This window comes from Enterobacter cloacae complex sp. HYC074_NIDB (assembly GCF_056673345.1).
On record NZ_CP114214.1, the window covers coordinates 1,518,883 to 1,537,816 of the forward strand.

The 18,934-nt window shown below is 53.7% G+C and carries 19 protein-coding genes; 5 read left to right on the plus strand and 14 right to left on the minus strand.

What is annotated here, in order from left to right; genetic code table 11:
- Position 1 precedes the first annotated feature (1 nt).
- From O1724_RS07475 to O1724_RS07485, 3 genes are all read right to left on the minus strand, one after another.
- A complete protein-coding gene (locus tag O1724_RS07475; protein ID WP_139158032.1) occupies positions 2-2,545 on the minus strand; it encodes a fimbria/pilus outer membrane usher protein in 2,544 nt (847 codons plus the stop codon).
- Positions 2,546-2,571: 26 nt separating this feature from the next.
- Positions 2,572-3,246, minus strand: coding sequence for a fimbrial biogenesis chaperone (locus tag O1724_RS07480; protein WP_126296945.1), 675 nt, complete (start codon positions 3,244-3,246; stop codon positions 2,572-2,574).
- A 69-nt stretch (positions 3,247-3,315) separates the two neighbouring features.
- Complete coding sequence (locus O1724_RS07485) at positions 3,316-3,852, minus strand: fimbrial protein (RefSeq protein WP_003858476.1); 537 nt, start codon at positions 3,850-3,852, stop codon at positions 3,316-3,318.
- Between the two features lie 255 nt (positions 3,853-4,107).
- Here O1724_RS07485 and ybiB point away from each other — a divergent pair, with 255 nt between their 5' ends.
- Entirely contained in the window at positions 4,108-5,070 is a 963-nt protein-coding gene (ybiB, locus tag O1724_RS07490) for a DNA-binding protein YbiB (RefSeq protein WP_023315678.1), read from the plus strand.
- Positions 5,071-5,186: 116 nt separating this feature from the next.
- Here ybiB and ybiJ read toward each other — a convergent pair whose 3' ends face one another.
- The 3 genes from ybiJ to mcbA form a co-directional block, all read right to left on the minus strand.
- Positions 5,187-5,447, minus strand: coding sequence for a DUF1471 family protein YbiJ (gene ybiJ / locus O1724_RS07495; RefSeq protein ID WP_003858474.1), 261 nt, complete (start codon positions 5,445-5,447; stop codon positions 5,187-5,189).
- Between the two features lie 285 nt (positions 5,448-5,732).
- Positions 5,733-5,999, minus strand: coding sequence for a DksA/TraR family C4-type zinc finger protein (locus O1724_RS07500; RefSeq protein ID WP_060579544.1), 267 nt, complete (start codon positions 5,997-5,999; stop codon positions 5,733-5,735).
- A 123-nt stretch (positions 6,000-6,122) separates the two neighbouring features.
- Entirely contained in the window at positions 6,123-6,386 is a 264-nt protein-coding gene (gene mcbA / locus O1724_RS07505; protein WP_023315679.1) for a DUF1471 family periplasmic protein McbA, read from the minus strand.
- Between the two features lie 242 nt (positions 6,387-6,628).
- Here mcbA and rlmF point away from each other — a divergent pair, with 242 nt between their 5' ends.
- Complete coding sequence (gene rlmF, locus O1724_RS07510; protein ID WP_023315680.1) at positions 6,629-7,540, plus strand: 23S rRNA (adenine(1618)-N(6))-methyltransferase RlmF; 912 nt, start codon at positions 6,629-6,631, stop codon at positions 7,538-7,540.
- A gap of 43 nt (positions 7,541-7,583) precedes the next feature.
- Here rlmF and ybiO read toward each other — a convergent pair whose 3' ends face one another.
- The 6 genes from ybiO to rhtA form a co-directional block, all read right to left on the minus strand.
- Positions 7,584-9,794: a mechanosensitive channel protein gene (gene ybiO / locus O1724_RS07515; protein WP_023315681.1), complete on the minus strand. Its 2,211-nt coding sequence runs from the start codon at positions 9,792-9,794 to the stop codon at positions 7,584-7,586.
- A 120-nt stretch (positions 9,795-9,914) separates the two neighbouring features.
- Complete coding sequence (glnQ, locus tag O1724_RS07520; protein ID WP_126296944.1) at positions 9,915-10,637, minus strand: glutamine ABC transporter ATP-binding protein GlnQ; 723 nt, start codon at positions 10,635-10,637, stop codon at positions 9,915-9,917.
- Positions 10,634-11,293, minus strand: a complete 660-nt coding sequence (gene glnP, locus O1724_RS07525; RefSeq protein WP_003858462.1) for a glutamine ABC transporter permease GlnP — start codon at positions 11,291-11,293, stop codon at positions 10,634-10,636. The genes glnQ and glnP overlap by 4 nt, the downstream gene beginning before the upstream one ends.
- 93 nt (positions 11,294-11,386) lie before the next feature.
- Positions 11,387-12,130 (minus strand): glutamine ABC transporter substrate-binding protein GlnH, encoded by a 744-nt coding sequence (gene glnH, locus O1724_RS07530; protein ID WP_003858455.1) that lies wholly within the window; start codon positions 12,128-12,130, stop codon positions 11,387-11,389.
- Positions 12,131-12,491: 361 nt separating this feature from the next.
- Positions 12,492-12,995, minus strand: coding sequence for a DNA starvation/stationary phase protection protein Dps (gene dps, locus O1724_RS07535; protein WP_000100801.1), 504 nt, complete (start codon positions 12,993-12,995; stop codon positions 12,492-12,494).
- Positions 12,996-13,293: 298 nt separating this feature from the next.
- Positions 13,294-14,181 (minus strand): threonine/homoserine exporter RhtA, encoded by an 888-nt coding sequence (rhtA, locus tag O1724_RS07540; protein ID WP_022650655.1) that lies wholly within the window; start codon positions 14,179-14,181, stop codon positions 13,294-13,296.
- Between the two features lie 354 nt (positions 14,182-14,535).
- Here rhtA and ompX point away from each other — a divergent pair, with 354 nt between their 5' ends.
- Complete coding sequence (gene ompX / locus O1724_RS07545; RefSeq protein ID WP_003858450.1) at positions 14,536-15,054, plus strand: outer membrane protein OmpX; 519 nt, start codon at positions 14,536-14,538, stop codon at positions 15,052-15,054.
- Between the two features lie 115 nt (positions 15,055-15,169).
- Here the strand turns inward: ompX and O1724_RS07550 are convergent, their stop codons facing one another.
- Both O1724_RS07550 and mntS read right to left on the minus strand, forming a co-directional pair.
- A complete protein-coding gene (locus O1724_RS07550; RefSeq protein ID WP_032608903.1) occupies positions 15,170-16,753 on the minus strand; it encodes a phosphoethanolamine transferase in 1,584 nt (527 codons plus the stop codon).
- Between the two features lie 268 nt (positions 16,754-17,021).
- A complete protein-coding gene (gene mntS, locus O1724_RS07555) occupies positions 17,022-17,150 on the minus strand; it encodes a manganase accumulation protein MntS (protein ID WP_017384915.1) in 129 nt (42 codons plus the stop codon).
- A gap of 183 nt (positions 17,151-17,333) precedes the next feature.
- Between mntS and mntR the strand changes: the two genes are divergently transcribed.
- Positions 17,334-17,807 (plus strand): manganese-binding transcriptional regulator MntR, encoded by a 474-nt coding sequence (mntR, locus tag O1724_RS07560; RefSeq protein ID WP_022650657.1) that lies wholly within the window; start codon positions 17,334-17,336, stop codon positions 17,805-17,807.
- A complete protein-coding gene (locus O1724_RS07565) occupies positions 17,804-18,913 on the plus strand; it encodes an anion transporter (RefSeq protein WP_023315683.1) in 1,110 nt (369 codons plus the stop codon). The genes mntR and O1724_RS07565 overlap by 4 nt, the downstream gene beginning before the upstream one ends.
- Positions 18,914-18,934 lie beyond the last annotated feature (21 nt).

Genomic DNA, 18,934 nt, shown 5'->3' on the forward strand with positions numbered 1-18,934 from the left:
ATCAGTGACACTGCGCGGCAGCGTTAATGATGCTGGTTTTCTCTTTCTCATCCGTTAGCGCATAGTCAGCGACGCAGTGCTCGTTCGCCCCCTGTCCCCAGGAAACGTAGAGATGCCCTTGCTGCGGCAGACCAGAGAGGTAGGTCTGGCCGTCATTCCCGACAATAAATTCGCTGTCCTTATCCTCGGTGGTGACCGTTGCGCCGAAGGGCAGCGGTTTACCCTTTTGCGTAAGCGTCATCAGGACGCGGTTACCCACGCGGGTGTTAAAGCTGGCGCGCACCACGGCCCCGCGGGTTGGCGTCACGATCTGCGCCGCGTGGGTGACGTCGGCGTTGTCCGGTAGCGTTTCGGTATCCAGCGCGATGGTGTTGCGGCGATACGCGGTAACAAACGGCACGACGGTGTAGCCGCGGAAGTCGGTCTCGACGCCCGTCTGGTTCGTGATATGGGTTCCGTGCGTGCCCGGCGCTTTCACCAGCGCGATGGTGTCACCGAGCGGCTGGCTCAGGGTTATTCCGTTCGCATGGGCAACCACGCCGCCCTGCAAACCGACGTTCAGGGTCTGCTGATACTTATCCTGACTGACGCCTGCGCTCACTTCGCCATAGGTCGCTTTGTAATCGGCGTTGATGCTGGTGGAGTTACCGCTGCCGGTGCTGCTCAGCCCTTCCTGGATGTTCCAGTTCAGGTTGTCCTCTTTCAGCGCCGTGCCGTTCAGGCCGATGTTCTGCGTCGTGCCGTCTTTGGTGTTGTTCAGGTTGTAGGTGGCCCAGGTGTTATGCATCCAGCGGTCCAGCGGCACCGAGACGCTCAGCGAGAACTGGTTGTCGTTTGTCACCTCGTTACCGTCTTCATCGCTGTCCTGGGTGTTTTTGTTCATGCTGTAGCTGAGGCTGTAGCTCACCCCGTGCCAGCTATTGTTGTAGCTGACGCTCATCGAGGTCATGTTCTGGCTCTGACTCCAGTACGTCTCTTTCACCATGCTCAGGGTGACGGATCCCCAGCCTTCCGGCAGCGTCTGGTCGATGGTGGTTTCGGTTCGGGCGCGGCGCTGCTGCGGTGCAGACCAGTTGTCGGAGCGGGTATATGACTCCATGGTGTCGTCCAGGGTGTAAAACCCTTTGCTGTTATAGCGATAGCCCGCAAGGGTAAAGTTGGTGCCCGAACCGGCGAAATCTTTGCTGTAACGGATGCGCCATGACTGGCCCTTGCTGGACTGCTGTTTTTTCAACAGAGCTCTGGCGCGGGTTACGTCAATGGAGAACGCCCCCAGATCGCCCATGTTTTTCCCGGCGCCAATCGCCTGTGACTGATAATGGTTACTCTGCTGCACGCCGCCGTAGACCGTGAAGCCGAAGGGTAAACCGTAGATGGCGCTTCCCTGGGCAAACGGGGTCTTTTCAACGTCTTTGTCATAAGAGCGATAACGCCCGGCGGTTACGCTGTAGCGCAGGTTTTTTTCACGCTGCAATACCGGCACGGAGGCAAACGGCACCACGAAGTGGCTTTCGCTGCCGTCTGTTTCTTTCACCGTGACCTGGAGGTCGCCGCTGCTGCCGGTGGGGTAGAGGTCGTTAATCTCGAACGCACCCGGCGCGACCGTATTCTGATAAATTACGTACCCGTTCTGGCGGACCATCACCAGCGCGTTGCTGTGGGCGCTGCCGCGAATAATAGGGGCATAGCCTTTCTCGCTGTCCGGCAGCATGTCGCTGTCGGATTTTAGCTCCACGCCGGTATAGGGGACGCTGTCAAAAACGTCGGAAGGTGAGGTGCTTTGGCCCACCGTCACGTCACTTTTCATCGCCACAATATCGCGTTGCGCATAGGTATAAACGGAGGTGAATTTCTGTTCCTCCTCATGACCCGTGGTGCTGCGATTCCAGGTGGAGTAGTTACGAACGCGCCATGCCCCGATGTTGAAGCCGGGACGCAGGTTAACGTACTGGCTGCTGCTATTCTCTTCACCCTGCTGGCGCGCATGGCTCTGGCTGGCGTTGACGCTGTAATTAAGCAGGCCCGCGTTGATCCCTTCGTCAAACTCTTTCGGGTCGATGTAACCGCGAGGAACCTGACCGAGCGCCTTTTGCGGAATGCTCAGCAGCAGCTGCTGATTGCGCACGCGAAAGGTCGCGGATGCCGAAGGGATGGCGTGTAGATCGGCGCACTGACCTTCTGCCCTCAGCTGCGGATATTTTTGCGTTTTGATCCCGAGGCTCTTTAATTCGTCCAGTGTAAAACAAGGCTGGAGCGTGCTGGTGCCCTGTGGATCTTTAACTAAGTTGAAGGTCACGTCGCGGGTATCAATTTTATTGTTATTGATAAAGATCGCGACCTGATATTTACCTGGCGCCTGGCCGGGACCTTTTTCATAGACAGACAGATCGGTCTTTCCCTGCTGCGGGTTATCAATGTCCAGCAGGGCAGGGTTAAAATAATCATCAGCCAAAACCTGCTGCGCAAAGATCGCCATTGCCAGGCAACTAATAGCCATCAGCAATGACGAAAATCGGCAGGTGAACGGCTTTTTATGGCTGTACATGATGATTTTATTACCGGGTAATACGATTAATGAACGGGTTTAGACCATGTCTGACTGATGCTGCCGTAATCGGTAATAATGGAATACGCGACGGTAGAACCTCCGACGTTGCCAGGTAAAGCAAAATGTGTTTCAGTTTTCGGCACAGCCCAGGTGGCTTTTTTGACTTTCTGACCATTCAGGGTGAGAGTCTGAAAATTCATATAGAAAGGTGTGGGATTATTCACCACTAAATCATTCCCTTCGCGATGCCATTCAAGTTTATCGGCCACATCTTCTGGTCTGCCTTTTACCGCTGACGGGCGATAGAGCAATTTAATGCGGGTATTAATGGCAATTTGCAGCGTATTTACCCCTTCGGCATGCTTCGAGGACGGGATCGCTTTAATATTCAGCCAGTACAGAGATTCCCTGTCTTCCGGTAAATTTCCTCCCGTACGGACTACGCGCAGGACGTTATCCTCTTTCGCATCCAGTCGAAAAAGCGGCGGGGTGATCAGGAACGGGGCTTTGGCCTGGTTTTTACCGCCAGAATCGACCCAGGAGTGCACCAGATAATCCGTGGTATCCGGGTTTGAAAGACCAAGAGAAGATTCCTTTTTATCTCCCTGATAGACCAGCCGGGTGCCATTAATCACGACCCCCGCCTGTGCCGAGGCTGCTACCAGTAAAAGAGTGCTCAGTAAATAACCGTGGCGCATAAAGATTTCTCAATAAAAAGATGAGATATTAATGCTCGCAAAAGCATTAATATCTCAGGATTGATAAGATCAGTTATAAATAACGGTGAAGGTTGATACAGAGTTAGCAGGGCCTGCGGTGACTGCCGCCTGGGTTTGAATATAACGCGCACCGAACTCCAGATCGTTAACCGCCGTGCCGGAGGCTAAAGGATATTGCTTCGAAGGGGTATACAGGCTGACAGGCTGCCCGGACGTGTCAACCAGCTGAATAGCCACACCGGTAGCCGCATCGGTATCGGGCGTTAACGCCAGCGCGGCATTATTATCCGCATCCGGGGTACCACCGAAGTTAATCGCTGCCGAGGTTACGGTTTCCGGACAATTGGTTAACTTAATATCAAACTTCGTTAATGTGCTGGTAGAGCCTGCGCCGGTAAATACCGTTTTAGATACTTTTCCCAACTGAACATCTAATGGATTACTTAATCCATTCACGACCTGGCAAGCAGAATCGATAATTTCTCCGGTGAAATTAATCTGCCCTTCACCGTTGGTTGCCGCAAATGCAGATGCAGAACATCCCACCGTTGCGGCGATAAACAACCCTAATGCAACCTTGTTCATAGTAAATCCCGATGTGTTTCTGGCAAAAACGTTGCCTGGACGTTTTCACCGTTGACCTTTAATGACTTTTCGATGTTTATTTAATCAAAAAAAGGACAGAGACGAATCTTTTGTCCCAATCACAAATATTGCAAATAATGCTTGAGTTTATTTTTTTATCTGAAAACAGCAGGTTGATAATGATCACAAAACACTATCGGGTGCGTGTCCATCGGGCTATATTGTTAACAAGATGATGCTGTCAGGAGAAATGTCGTGGATTACCGCAAAATTATCAAAGAGGTAGGGCGTGGGAAAAACCATGCTCGCGATCTGGACCAGGAAACGGCCCGTGCGTTGTACACGCATATGCTGAATGGCGACGTGCCGGAGCTGGAAATGGGCGGCATTCTGATTGCGTTGCGCATCAAAGGGGAAGGTGAGGCGGAGATGCGGGGTTTTTATGAGGCCATGCAGTCGCAGACGATGCGTTTAACCCCGCCCGTCACGAAGCCGATGCCGATAGTGATCCCGACCTACAATGGCGCGCGTAAGCAGGCAAACCTCACGCCGCTGCTGGCTATTCTGTTGCAGAAACTCGGTTTCCCGGTGGTGGTGCATGGCGTGAGCGAAGATCCAACGCGCGTGCTGACAGAAACCATTCTGGAATTATTAGGCATCGAACCTACTCTCCATGCTGGCCAGGCGCAGGCCAAACTGGAGGGGAACCAGCCGGTCTATATTCCCGTGCGCGCGCTCTGCCCGCCGCTGGAAAAGCAGCTGGACATGCGATGGCGAATGGGAGTACGTAACAGCGCCCACACCCTGGCGAAGCTGGCGACGCCGTTTGCCGAAGACGCCGCGCTACGTCTTTCCAGCGTCTCCCATCCGGAGTACGTGACGCGGGTCGGACAATTTTTTGCCGAAATCGGCGGGCGGGCGCTGCTGATGCACGGGACGGAAGGGGAGGTTTATGCCAACCCGCAGCGTTGTCCACAGCTGATGCTGATTGAGCCTGCCGGGACGCGGGTCGTACTGGAACGTGGGGAAGAGAACTGCGATGTGATCTTGCCCGAGTCAAAAGATCCGCAGGTCACCGCGCACTGGATCGTACAGTGTCTGGCCGGAAAGGTGCCGGTTCCTCAGTCGATCAAGCTGCAAATGGCCTGCTGCCTGCTGGCGGCAGGGGAAGTGGCATCCGTGGAAGCCGGATTGCAGCGCGTGGCACAGTCGTTTTAAGCAAAAAAAAGCCCGTCCAGTGGCGGACGGGCAAACAAGGGTAACAACAACAGGGTCAATGAGGGTTGGAGCATCTCACCAGAGGGTATGGTGAGGGTGGAGCATAATTCGTTCGATTACTTGTAGATAACCGCAGTACCGCTCAGTTTGTTATTACCGTTAGTGGACGTGATGGTGTATCCACTTGCGCCGGCAGCGGCTGCTTTTTCCGCCAGTTTGGCTTCCAGACCGTCCAGCGTGGTCGCGCCTTCAGCACTCACCACCCCGATTTTGTTCAGATCCTGTGCCTGAGTAGAGGAGACTGGCTCTACGGCGAAAGCGCCGAAAGAGAGAGCGGACAGGGCAACAGCGGCAACAGCATATTTGATGGTTTTCATAGGTGAATTCTCGCAGGTTATTCTGTTAAAGGGACGATGTTCCGTCGATGTGATAAGTATCACGGTTTTTAGCGGAAGATAAAATCGAAGAGAATTGACGTGGTTGCTCAAAAAAATTGAATGACAAATAACTTATTGATTATTAATAAATTCAGAAGCGGAATTGACACTTCTTGTGGATGCGCTTTACAGAAGCCATCGGAAGGGCACGATTTGCTACGCGTATCGCTAAAAGTCGTGAGCGTAAAGTAAACGGCTGGCGCGGTTAACTTCGGTAAAGGAAAGTCAACGTAACTGGCTGTCTTTCGATCCTCTGCGATTATATCCTGAATGTGTCGCATTTTTCGAATCTTTCTCCTGCTGACAGACAATACATAGCCGTACGCCAGGAATGGCTTTACGCCGTGCCTCAGGAATCGGATCTCCGCACTCTTCGCATTCCGTCAAACTTTCGCCGCGTGGAATTTCACCGCGAGCACGCGCGACCGCATCTTCAATAGTACTGTTGATCTGTTCGTTAACGGCGTCGTCATTCGCCCAGCCGGAAGCCATCATGTTCTCCTGATCTGTTTAAGCCATTCATCTTAATATGGGGTTAAAAAACGCACAGTCAAGGCGAAGGAAGGGAATGAGAACTGCATCTGCCTGGCAGATGCAGTGTGGGAAGGAAATCGATTATTTATAGATGGTCGCGGTGCCGTACATATGGTTATCGCCACCGGCAGCGTTCACCACGAAGCCTTTAGCCCCTTCCTGACGCGCTTTTTCGGCCAGCTTGTTCTGAAGGTCATCAAGGTTGCTTGCCCGGCTGACAGAGACCGTCCCCGCCGCACGTAGCTGGCTGGTGTCGTTGCTGTCGGTCAGAGGTTGAACGGACCAGGCTGAGAAAGATGCGCCTGCCAGCGCACCCGCAATAATAAAGGTCAGATATTTTTTCATAATCACATCCTCAGGGGAAACAACAGGTGATTCCTCTTAAGTTTAGAAGCCTGACGCGTGTGATTTAGCGCAAAAATTTGATGATGATCTGCTTATTTTTTGAACGATAAATTCTGACAATTTATTGACAGATCATAGACATACAGGTCGATGATTTTTGTCGTTTTTTTGTGCGACTCAGACAGATATTTACCCCCGCGCCGTCACAGGGTATCTTACGCGGCTGTTTAAAGGAGAATGCCATGACTTCCCAAAAGCCGGGATTGCACCCGCGTAACCGCCACCGTAGCCGCTACGACATGAAAGCCCTGTGCTTGAGCTGCCCCGAATTGCAGGATTTTATTGTTCAGACACCAGCCGGTGAACCGTCGGTAAACTTTGCCGATCCGCTGGCGGTTAAGACGCTGAACAAAGCGCTGCTGGCCCATTTTTATGGCGTTACGCACTGGGACATCCCGGATGGCTTTCTCTGCCCACCGGTGCCAGGACGTGCGGATTACGTCCATCATCTTGCCGATCTGCTGGCGGATGACAATGGCGGCGTGGTGCCAAAACAGGCCACCGTGCTTGATATCGGTACGGGCGCGAACCTGATCTACCCCCTGATAGGCGCACATGAATATCAGTGGCGGTTTACCGGCAGCGAGATCGGTGCTGAGGCCTTCGCCAGCGCGCAGGCCATTATCAACGCTAACCCGGGGTTAAGCCGGGCCGTTCGTCTGCGTCGTCAGAAGGATGCCGCTGCTATTTTCAACGGCATTATTCATAAGAACGAACAATATGATGCCACCCTGTGCAACCCGCCATTCCACGACTCCGCCGCCTCTGCTCGTGCGGGAAGTGAACGCAAGCGGCGTAACCTGGGCCAGGCTGAAGATGGCGCGCTGAACTTTGGCGGCCAGCAGCAGGAGCTGTGGTGCGAGGGCGGGGAAGTGGCATTTATTCTGCGCATGATTGCCGAGAGTAAGGGCTTCGGTCGTCAGGTGAAATGGTTTACCACGCTGGTCTCCCGTGGCGATAACCTGCCGCCGCTTTACCGCGCGCTGACCGACGTCGGCGCGGTGAAAGTGGTTAAAAAAGAGATGGCGCAGGGCCAGAAGCAGAGCCGCTTTATTGCCTGGTCCTTTATGGACGATAACAAACGCCGCAAATAATCGTTTCTCTGGCCGGGTAAGGCGAAGCCGCCACCCGGCTCGTTTACAGCGTCGGCTCCTGCGGAGGGAGCGGCGAAGCGGGCGGCGACAATACCTGATACGTCTGCACCGGCGCTCTCACGTTCGCCAGATCGAAGTGTTTTTTCACCATGCTGTCGAGGGCGAAGCGCACCGTCCACTGCTTCAGCGGCTGGGTGGTGAACGACACGCGCAGGGTAAAGGCAGTGTTCGTCAGCCCGACGATGCCCGCGAACGATGGTTCACCAATCACCAGCCCGCGAATATCCTCCATCTCCATCAGTTCGTTCACCGCATCCCGCAGCGCCTGCTTCGCCTTATCTGCATCTTCGTGACGATCGACATCATAATTCGCCACCACCGAACCAATGCCGCGCACAAAGTTGGCAAAGGTGGTGATCGATGACCACGGAATAATGTGGTACGCGCCGGTATCCTGACGCACACCGACGGAGCGAATGGACATCCTCTCGACCGTGCCGGTGAGCGGACCGATGGTCACCAGATCCCCGGTATTCATCCCGTTCTCAAACTGGATAAAAATGCCGGTGATAATATCCTTCACCAGCGTCTGCGAACCGAAGGAGATCGCCAGCCCCAGCGCACCGGCACCCGCCAGCAGCGGGGCGATATTCACGCCGATTTCCGACAGCACAATCATGATGGTGATGGTACTGATGATCACCGCCAGCGCGTTGCGGCACAGGGTTAGCAGCGTGCGGGCGCGGGCGCTCGGTAGCGGCCTGCCGTGGACATCCGACACCAGACGGTTTTCGATAAGGCTTGCCAGCAGCGTCCAGCCGACGGCGGAGAAAAACAGGATCAGCGCGATACGAATAAGAATATCAACGGTCTTTTCCCCCGCGCCGTTATGCAGCCAGTTCCAGAAATCAAACAGCCCCCACGCGTTCAGCAGCAGCATAATTGCCACGCAGACCGTCAGAATACGCGCCACCTTCAGGGATACGGTCATCCAGCCATTCACCCGCTTTTGCAGTTCCGGGTAGTTACGCTGAACCTGCGGCGACAGGGTGATCGTTTTCGACAGCCAGCGGGAAAGCAGGCCAGAGACAAAGGCCGCGATGCCGATAATCGCCAGGCTTTTGAACGTCGCCCCCATCATAAATTTCAGGCTATTGCCCGGGTCGAACAGGGAGAAGAAACAGAGCACAATAAAATAGGCGCTGGCCAGCCAGTGCCACACCAGCGCAAAGGCGCGAATAAAGAGGCTGAAAAAGGAGAGGGAGCGATCGGCCAGGTGCAGCAGGCTGTCGGTGATCGCTTTTTTATTGTGGAAGATGAGGTACAGCGCCCAGACGGTAATGCACAGCATGATCAGCACGTTCGCCAGCGCGCCGAACTGCACGTTAACCTGGTTGGAAATAATCGGCACGGCAACCAACAAGCCATAACCAATCAACCCGCTCAGCACGCTAAGCCGCACCGCCCAGTATTTGGCGCTCTGATCCGAAATGGCGAAGGGGCGAAGGTCCGGCACGCGTGGGCAGAAGATCAACCGCAGGAGGGCTTTAAAGAACTCAATCAGGGCAAACGCATTGAGGAACAGTCCCTGCTGAAACGCGATGGTTTTGTTTCCGGTATTAAGGCGGTCAGCCAGCAGCTGACCGACAAACAGCGTCAGGGCCAGCAGCAGCAAATCGATGACAAACGCCCCGGTAATCATTGCCGGAAGATGCAGCCAGCTGCTTTTATGCTGATTCTTTTTGCGTCCCCACTGTCCCATTTTCCGGTAAAGCGGCCAGACAGACAGGCGCAACAGCCAGTAAAAAATGAAGACGGCACCAGCCAGAATAGCAAACTGGGTGGCGGCGGCGGAAAAGGTGTGAGGATTAAAAGGCTTATGTGAGGTGCCAACCAGGTTGCGATAGAGCTGGGCAAAACGCGACGACAGGGCTTCCCCGTAGCGGCGACTGATGTCGGTGACGTTTTCCAGCACCGTTTTTTCTTCTTCGGCTTCCGGCGGCGCAATAGCAGGAACCGGATCCTGAGGCGGCGTGGCGGCCACCTTCCTCAGCTGATCGATCAGCTCCTGCCGGGACGTGTCGTTCTCAAGCACGTCGGCAAGCGCGCTGTAGGCAGCTTTTTTCTTTTCAGCATCCGGTTCTGGCGGCGCATTTTGCTGGGTGGCGGTGGCTCCGGTGGTGACGCCGGGAAGGGTTACGGCGAGCGACGGCGCGCTAAACAGGCTAAACAGGAGTAACAGGATCCACGGCACGGCGTCCTCCGACAAAAATATCGTGCAAAATGATAAGTATAGAGCGCGCGGAGCGGAGGGGAGTTTTTGGGAACAATCCGGCATAAAAAAGCCGGGCATGCCCGGCTCTGTGTGTGGTTATCAGGAGACGTGTTGCAGGAACTCCTGAAGGCGCTGGCTTGGTGGGTTCGCAATCAGCGTCTGCGGATTACCGTCTTCCGCGATGCGGCCCTTATCAATGAAGATCAGACGGGACGCCACTTTTTCGGCAAAGCCGATTTCGTGGGTAACGATGACCATCGTCATGCCTTCTTCCGCCAGATCCTGCATAACTTTCAGCACTTCGTGACGCAGCTCCGGGTCGAGTGCCGACGTTGGCTCATCGAACAGCATCATCTTTGGCTTCACCGCCAGCGCACGGGCAATGGCCACGCGCTGCTGCTGGCCGCCGGACAGCTCGGAAGGATAGTGGTGGGCACGCTCCGCCAGACCAACCTTCGCCAGCAGATCTTTTGCCTGCGCTTCCGCTGCCGCTTTGCTGGCCCCGCGCACGCGCAGAGGACCAAACATCACGTTTTCCAGCGCCGTGAGGTGCGGGAACAGGTAGAACTGCTGGAACACCATGCCCGCTTCCTGGCGGATCAGGCGCTCGTCCACTTTCGGATCGTTAACCTTCAGACCGTCGACGATCAAATCGCCGCTGGTGATCTCCTCAAGCTTGTTAATGCAGCGCAGCAGGGTGGATTTACCGGAACCGGACGGCCCGATGATCACCACCACTTCGCCCTGCCTGATGTTCAAATCGATATTGTGCAACACCTGGGTTGGGCCAAAGTGCTTGGAAACGTTTTTAAATTCAATCACAGGATTTTCATCCTTCTTTCAAGACGACGCAGAACAAAGCTCAGGACAAGCGTGATAATCAGGTAGACAACGGCGACCGCACTCCAGATTTCCAGGGCGCGGAAGTTACCCGCGATGATCTCCTGGCCCTGACGGGTCAGCTCGGCCACGCCGATAACAATAAACAGCGAGGTGTCTTTGATGCTGATGATCCACTGGTTACCCAGCGGCGGCAGCATGCGGCGCAGCGCCAGCGGCAGGATCACGTGACGGATGGTTTCGCGACGGGAAAGACCTAACGCCAGGCCAGCTTCACTGAACCCTTTATGAATCGACAGCACCGCACCGCGGGTAATTTCCGCAATGTAGGCGCCGGAGTTGATCATGATGGTGACAACGGCGGCGCTGAACGGGTCGATGCGCAGGTCGGTGAAGGCCATCGGCAGGGCGAAGTAGATGAACATGACCTGCACCACAATGGGTGTGCCGCGGATCACTTCGATGAAAACCAGTGCGATGTGATTTGCAATCCAGCCACCATAGGTGCGGGCGAAACCGGCGACAAGACCGATAATCAACCCGCCAACCAGACCGAGGACCGAAATCCACAGGGTCATTTTAGCGCCTTCAAGCAAGAGTGGAATGGCAGGCCAGATGGCGCTCCAGTCAAACTGCATGATGTATTCCTGTATACCGTGGTGAAAAACGAAAAACGTAGGCCCGGTAAGCTTAAGCGCCACCGGGCGTTACAAACCTGAAGTCAGGTGAAATTATTTAGGCTCGGTACCGAACCATTTTTTGTAGATTTCGTTATAGGTGCCGTTCTCTTTCAGGGTTTTCAGCGCGCCGTTAACTTTGTTACGCAGGTCGTCGCTGCCTTTCGGGAATGCAATACCGTACTGCTGAGCTTCCAGAGAATCACCTACCGCTTTGAACTTGCCGTTACCGGCAGTTTTGATGAAGTAAAGGATGTTAGGCGTATCGTGCAGCACCGCATCCGCGCGGTTGGTGCCCAGTTCCATGTAAGCGTTGTCGATGTTCGGGAACTGACGCAGGTCTTTGGTTTTGATGTTGGCTTTCGCGTAATCAACTGAGCCAGTGCCGCTCTTCACGGCGACCACTTTACCGTCGAGATCTTTCACGCTTTTCACATCGTTGTTATCCGCTTTCACCATCACCAGCAGGCCGCTTTTGTAGTAGCCGTCAGAGAAATCGATGGCCTTTTTACGCTCTTCGGTAATGGTGATGCCTGCCAGCGCCAGGTCAACGTTTTTGGTTTGCAGTGCCGGGATAATGCCGCTGAAGTCCATTGGCTTCAGGGTGTAATCCAGTTTGAGTTCTTTTGCGACAGCGGCCCACAGATCCACGTCAAAACCAACGTATTTATCACCCTGTTTAAATTCAAACGGTACGAACGCCGTGTCCGTCGCCACAACCAGTTTGTCGGCAGCCTGCGAGGACACCGCAAACGCCAGGGTAAGTGCAGCCAGTGAAACTTTTAATACAGACTTCATAGCATTTCCTCTTATATCCACGGGGCGATCCCCTGCGAGAACCTCAGGCACAATGAAAAAATCGTGCCAATTTTACAAGCTGTTGTTTTGCAAAGGGGATGATGTCACGCATTGCACGAAAAGCGTGGCAATTCTGCCAGGTTGCACCAGAATGGAGCACCGTTTTGGTGCGCTTCGTTAAGGTCTTCTGACAGGGGGATATTTAGCGCAGAATCTGACGAAAAAACAATCTTCCGTTAACGGTTGTGTGAGGTGATTATTACATTTTATTCACTTTTGCGGCCGTTGCGGGCAAAAGTGCGCACCATAAATGTGCAAAACCCCCGCCAGGGGCGAGGGTTATTCGGAAAATCCGCAGGGATTATTCGATGTTGGACTCAATAAACCACAGGAACTGATCCAGGTCGCGTGATGCGGCAGTGAAGATATCAGCAGTATCTTCATCTTTGGCTTCGCCAATCGCTTTACGAACATCGTTCGCCACAATCGCGTAGCGGTCCGCCAGCTCTTTCAGGTGATCCTGAACGGTATGGATATCCAGCGGATAGCTTTTCAATGGCGTTTTGCTGTTGATCACCTGTGTGGTACCCAGTGCCACGCCACCCAGCTGTACGGCACGTTCGGCCATGGTATCCAGGTGAGTCACCAGTGCTGTGCGGAACCCATCCAGCATTTCATGAACGGCAATAAAGTTTGCACCGCGCATATTCCAGTGAGCCTGTTTGGTGATCAGCGAAAGATCGATGAACTGGACCACCTGGCGATTCAGCAGCTCAATGGTCGCTTTTTTATCGCTATCCGATACATCGTTACGGGTATAAAGCAGATTAGACGCTTTCGTTTTCACCAGTTTAGCGGTACTCATAATCTCATATCCTCTTGATGTTTGTGTCCCAGGTAATTACGGGACTAAGTATAGCACCGGATTTTTTCTCTGCGGTTTGGCTCTGCCTATTGGTTTAATAGTGAAAGGAAGGTTGTATTATCAACTGATTGAAAAATAAGTGGTTTATTAAAGTTGATACAGATCAATCTTAATTCATTCTTCGGGAAGCCGGGCAGGTGAAATATTTTGGCAATACAAGACAGTTTGTAAGAAATTATTTGAAGTACTGACGAGGCGTATATTCTGCATGGCGGGTTAGCCATGCAGAATTTAAGGCTTAGTTGAGATCGATTTTTTGCACTTTAGGTTCCGGGCGCATGGTCAGGGTGGAGCCCATTGACGCCGCGATAATGGAACAGAGCGCCAGCGTTTGTACCAGGGTCAGGGTTTCACCGAGGAAAATCATTCCTGAGATGGCGGCCAGCGCGGGCTCCATGCTCATGAGCGTACCAAAAATGCGCGTGGGCAGGCGCGTCAGGGCGATCATCTCCAGAGAGTAGGGCAGGGCCGTAGAGAGAATGGCAACCGCCAGACCAACCGGCAGGATTGACCACTGCCATATTGAGTCTGTCGCTTGTGCCATTCCGATTGGGACAAAGATTACGGCGGCAATTAGTGAGCCTAAGGCGACCGTCGCGGGGCCGTGCTCTTCGCCCGCACGCTGGCCAGTGAGAATATACACCGCCCAGCACGCCCCCGCGCCCAGCGCCAGAGCTGCCCCTGTCAGATCGATTTGTGAAACGCTTTGCCCGAGCGGCAGCAGGAACCATAGCCCCAGCACAGCCAGTATGACCCAGATAAAATCTACCGGACGACGAGAAGAGAAGAGGGCAACCGCCAGCGGGCCGGTAAATTCAAGCGCGACCGCGATCCCCAGCGGGATAGTCTGAATAGAGAGATAGAACATGTAGTTCATCCCTCCCAGTGCCAGCCCATAAAAAAGCAGTGGCAGTCGCTGCTCCTTTTTAAACCGTAGCCGCCAGGGTTTAAAGATAACCACGAGGATCAGGGTGCCTAATGCGATACGCAGCGCCGTGACGCCGGGCGCACCAACCAGCGGAAACAGCGATTTTGCCAGCGACGCGCCGCTTTGTATGGACATCATCGCGATAAGTATGACTGCCACCGGCATCCAGACCGACGATTTACGGGGTAAACCTGGCATCCTTTCTCCTGTCAATTTATGTCAAATGAGGTAAAAGTCGCAGTGTAATGGAAATATGCTGCAACGGTTGAGCTACTGTTGAAAAAAATCCAGGGAAAATCCGTAAAATGAGAAAACGTTGATGATTTTATCGCCTGAAAGATTAGGAATAATCTGGATGAACTAAATGGCGATGACGCGCACTATTAGCATTTACAGGTGAAAATCTGGAGTTATTTGAACGAGATAGCTGGTGCTGGAAATGTTCTGTTACAGGAAAGGTCGCATTAGACATCGTGAATGACAAAGAGTTTCACAGATTTTTTTGATATATTTAAAACTTACGGACTTACTTGAAGCACATTTGAGGTGGTTATGAAAAAAATTGCATGTCTTTCAGCACTGGCAGCTGTTCTGGCTGTTTCCGCAGGTACCGCTGTAGCGGCAACTTCTACTGTAACTGGTGGTTACGCTCAGAGCGATATGCAGGGCGTGATGAACAAAACCAACGGTTTCAACCTGAAGTACCGTTACGAGCAAGACAACAACCCGCTGGGTGTGATCGGTTCTTTCACTTACACCGAGAAAGATCGTACTGAAAATGGCTCTTACAATAAAGGTCAGTACTACGGCATCACCGCGGGTCCTGCTTACCGCCTGAATGACTGGGCAAGCATCTACGGTGTTGTAGGTGTTGGCTACGGTAAATTCCAGCAGACCGAAAACCAGGGTCTGAACCGTACTGCAAGCAACAGCGACTATGGTTTCTCCTATGGCGCAGGTATGCAGTTCAACCCAATCGAAAACGTTGCTCTGGACTTCTCCTATGAGCAGAGCCGTATCCGCAACGTTGACGTTGGCACCTGGATCGCGGGCGTAGGTTACCGCTTCTAATCACTTCGGTGAGCCAGTAAAAAATCCGCCCTTTGAGGCGGATTTTTTTGTTTGTACCCTCTCCCCGTGGGAGAGGGCCAGGGTGAGGGCATTAGCCCGCACGAAACGGCAGAAATTACTTACTCTTAATATCGAAAATATCCGTCCCAAGATGGTTATAGTCGACTTTCTGTAACTTAAAGTTGGTAATGTAAACTGGCGGGCCCTTCTTCCCGGAGATAAACGGGTAATCATTTTTTATCTCTTTCGCCTTAATCCCCGTCCATTGTGAGAAGAATTTCAGGAAATCGTTCGCGGAACGGCGCGCTTTTATAATGCGATGCGTTTTGTCATCACTCGACAGCACCATAAACGGTACCTGGAAGTTCTGCTGGAACTTGTCATCGTGGGCCAGATACTGCACCTCTTTTCCGCGCTCCTTAAACGCCAGGCCGTGGTCAGAGAAATAGACCATCGAGAAGCTGTCGCCGCTGTTGCGCAGCTGCCCGTACAGCTTGCTGAGCAGATCGTCGGTTTGCGTCATGGTGTAGAGGTAGCAGGACGTCTCTTTGGATTGCACAAACTCCGCATATTTTCCCCCGGTACGATCGCATGCCTGCGGGTGTGACCCCATCAGGTGCAGGACAATCAGCTGCGGCTGGGTGCGCTGAGTAGCAAAGACCTGCGCCGTCATTTTTAGCAACGCTTCATCTTTTGTGTTTTTATCGGCTTCGAAATCACCGCTTTTCAGGAACTGTACCTCGTCGGCACGCTTCGCGATGCTGGCGATGGCGGTATCATATTCGCCGATCTGTCCCTGGTTAGAGAACCACCATGTCTGAAAACCTGCCCGGTTGGCCAGGGTGACAAAATTATCCTGAAACTGCGGTTTTCCATCCACCACGCGGTTGAGCGTCAGACCGAGTGATTTCTGCGTCGAGCCGCTGGCCGCCACGTAGTCGGTAAACAGCGTACCGTTAACGGCGCTGGCAAACGGCGTGTTATCCCAGTGACCGCCAAACGCGCCGAGCGCATCGCGACGCGCGCTTTCTCCGATCACCACCACGTAGGTGTGATACTTCGGTTTCACCGCCAGCACGTTCCAGGTGTCTTTCATGGTGGAAAGCTCGGCCATACGTGCCTGCTCGTCGAGCACTTCCTCGTTATTCACCACCACGTCTTTAACGAAGCGAAACACCGGATACCCGGTATCTTTAAGCTTAAACACGCCGCCCCAGGCCAGATTTTGTACCGGCGCAACAAAAAACGTCACCACGCTAAAGGCCAGGCACAGGCTTTCAATTTTACCCCATGCTTTTTTCCCGACGGGCTTACGGCGAACCGCAATCACGCCGAGGGCAAAAATGAAAAGGCCAACCACGTAGTTGTACCACGGAAAGATCGTCAGGATCTCTGTGGACTCTTCCATATTGGTGGAGTGGAGCGCCAGCAGGGTATTAAAGTTTGGCGCGCCATAGGCCTGGCCAAACGGGAAATAGGCGGCAGCAACCAGAGAACAGATCCCGATAAGCACCTTCTGCATGCGCGGTGCGCTTCGCCAGAGAAGGTGAAGAATACAGGTGAACCCGACGGCATAAAGCAGGCTAAAGGGGTAGCCAAGAGCAAAGTTAATCAACAGCGATTGCAAAAAATAGAATCCCGTCCACGGGCTTAAGCCCCGGCTGCGGGTAACAAGTGTATCAATCAGGGTTACGTTCATAGATCACTATCACGAAAACGCCATGTGCTCACCCTGGCGTCAAGGGTCAAAGCCTGCCGGACAGTGCGTGGAAAGGGAATGAGAGGTCCGCTTCAGCGAGCCGCAAATTGTGCAGGCTGCAAGAAGATAGTGCGAGCGTGAATTAAGGTCAACAGTTGCTAAACAGATGTTTTGCGAAGGGGGCTGCAAATACGCAAAAATAATCGGGAACAGGCAAGCTTACAGCGAAAGTGTGACAGGAAAATGAAGCGGCGTACCGCGACGCCGCTTAGTGGGAAGAGTTGTCGTCCTGCTGGGGTTTGGCGTTAAACATATCGCACAGCATGTTCAACAGCATCAGGCGCACTTTAAAAGGAGAGTGGGTAAACACGTTCATACACCTCTTGAATTCGTTCATAAGACCTCCTGATTCATGATCCCTTCGATCCGTGAAGGGTGACTGCATTACATACAGATATAGCACAGGCTATATTGTATAGCTATGGCTAATTCGTTAATTTTTTGTGCTTGTAGAGCTATGGTTTACAATGTGCGCTCCGTTACAGGGCGCTGGAAGCGTCAACCCCATTGAGGAAGCACAATGAACCGTCGCGCAGGTAAGCCAACAACAAAAAAAACGACGCAACTGGTGAACGTTGAAGAGCATGTGGAAGGCTTCCGCCAGGTGCGCGAGGCGCATCGCCGGGAGCTGATTGATGATTATGTCGAACTGATCTCTGATCTGATTCGTGAGGTTGGAGAAGCGCGCCAGGTGGATATGGCCGCACGCCTTGGGGTGTCGCAGCCAACCGTTGCCAAAATGTTAAAACGTCTGGCGTCGGTCGGGCTGATCGAGATGATCCCCTGGCGCGGGGTGTTTCTCACCGCTGAAGGCGAAAAACTGGCGCAGGAGAGCCGCGAGCGCCATCAGATCGTCGAGAATTTTTTACTGGTACTGGGCGTCAGCCCGGAAATTGCCCGTCGGGATGCCGAAGGTATGGAACACCACGTCAGCGAAGAGACGCTGGTGAAGTTCCGCGAATTTACGCTCAAATACGGTCCCTCCGCTGAATGAACATCCCCGGCTTGCAGGCCCTGAAACGCGATCGCTTTTTCCATCTTTTACTTATCACTGGCGTTGGGCTCAGCGTCTTTGTGCCCTTCACGCCGCACACCTGGCCGGCGGCCATAGACTGGCGCACCATTATTACCCTGAGCGGTTTGATGATGCTCACCAAAGGCGTGGAGCTGAGCGGCTATTTTGACGTGCTGGGGCGCAAAATGGTGCGCCGCTTCGCCACCGAGCGCAAGCTGGCCCTGTTCATGGTCTTTTCGGCGGCGCTGCTGTCGACGTTTCTCACTAATGACGTGGCGTTGTTTATCGTGGTGCCGCTTACGCTCACGCTGCGTAAGCTGTGCGAAATACCGGTTACCCGTCTGATTATCTTTGAAGCGCTGGCCGTCAATGCGGGCTCGCTGCTCACGCCGATCGGTAACCCGCAGAACATTCTGCTGTGGGGACGCTCCGGCCTGTCGTTTACCGCATTTACCGGGCAGATGGCGCCGTTGGCGCTGGCGATCGTGGCGTCGCTGCTGGCGGTGGGCTGGTTTGCTTTCCCGAATAAATCGTTGCAGTACCACAGCGGTACAACCGGGCCCCAGTGGCAGCCGCGTCTCGTCTGGAGCTGCCTGGGGCTGTATATCGTTTTTCTTATCGCGCTGGAGTTAAACCAGGCGCTGGCTGGCGCGCTGCTGGTGGCGTGTGGCTTCCTGTTCCTCGCCCGGCGGGTGCTGGTGAGCGTTGACTGGACGCTGCTGCTGGTGTTTATGGCGATGTTTATTGACGTCCATCTGCTGATCCAGCTCCCGGTATTGCAGAACGTTCTCCATAGCGTTGGCGGTCTGTCGCAGCCGGGATTATGGCTGACGGCGATTGGTCTCTCGCAGGTGATCAGTAACGTGCCGTCCACCATTTTGCTGCTTAACTATGTTCCCCCTACGGTACTGCTGGCGTGGGCGGTCAACGTCGGCGGCTTTGGGCTGCTGCCCGGCTCGCTGGCTAACCTCATCGCCCTGCGGATGGCCAACGATCGCCGCATCTGGTGGCGCTTCCATTTATGGTCAATCCCGATGCTGCTCTGGTCAGCGGCGGTCGGTTTCGGACTATTCCTTCTCATATAGTGCGCAATTTGTCAGTTTTTC